Annotated in this window: 1 protein-coding gene; it reads right to left on the bottom strand. The window is 37.4% G+C overall.

Translation table 11 applies throughout. From position 1 onward, the window contains the following. Positions 1-454: IS30 family transposase (locus HMPREF2571_RS00480; RefSeq protein ID WP_141760054.1), on the bottom strand; the 454-nt coding region annotated here is incomplete at both ends.

The following is a 454-nucleotide window of genomic DNA, read 5'->3' as shown; positions in this document are numbered from 1 at the left end:
TGCACACTTTCCCATAGAATACTTCATAAGGTGTTTTCCAGTTAAGACATTTTCGTGGCCTATTATTAAGTTTGTTCTCCCATAGCTGAATAGTCTGATCATCAACCAATGTTAGATCACTACCCTTTGGAAAATATTCTCTAAGTAATCCATTCGTGTTCTCATTGGTTCCTCGTTGCCATGGAGCATGAGGGTCAGGAAAATAGACTTCAATGTTCAATTGATCACTCAATTTCTGATGATACGTGAATTCTTTCCCTCTATCAGGAGTTACTGTATACTTCGTCAAGGGTTCTAACAGTTTTACCATAGCTTCTATTACCAACTTGCTTTTCTTAACAGCTACCTTTTTGATTTTTAGAAAACGAGAATAACGGTCTGTTAGAGTAACTAAACAAGCTTTTCCAGTTTTACCTGCAACAGTATCGGCTTCCCAATCTCCTATTCTAGTTCG

The organism is Streptococcus sp. HMSC068F04, assembly GCF_001837455.1.
Classification (GTDB): domain Bacteria; phylum Bacillota; class Bacilli; order Lactobacillales; family Streptococcaceae; genus Streptococcus; species Streptococcus salivarius_D.
Note: the sequence above shows the minus strand (reverse complement) of the source record. Positions and strands in the feature narration are given on the sequence as shown.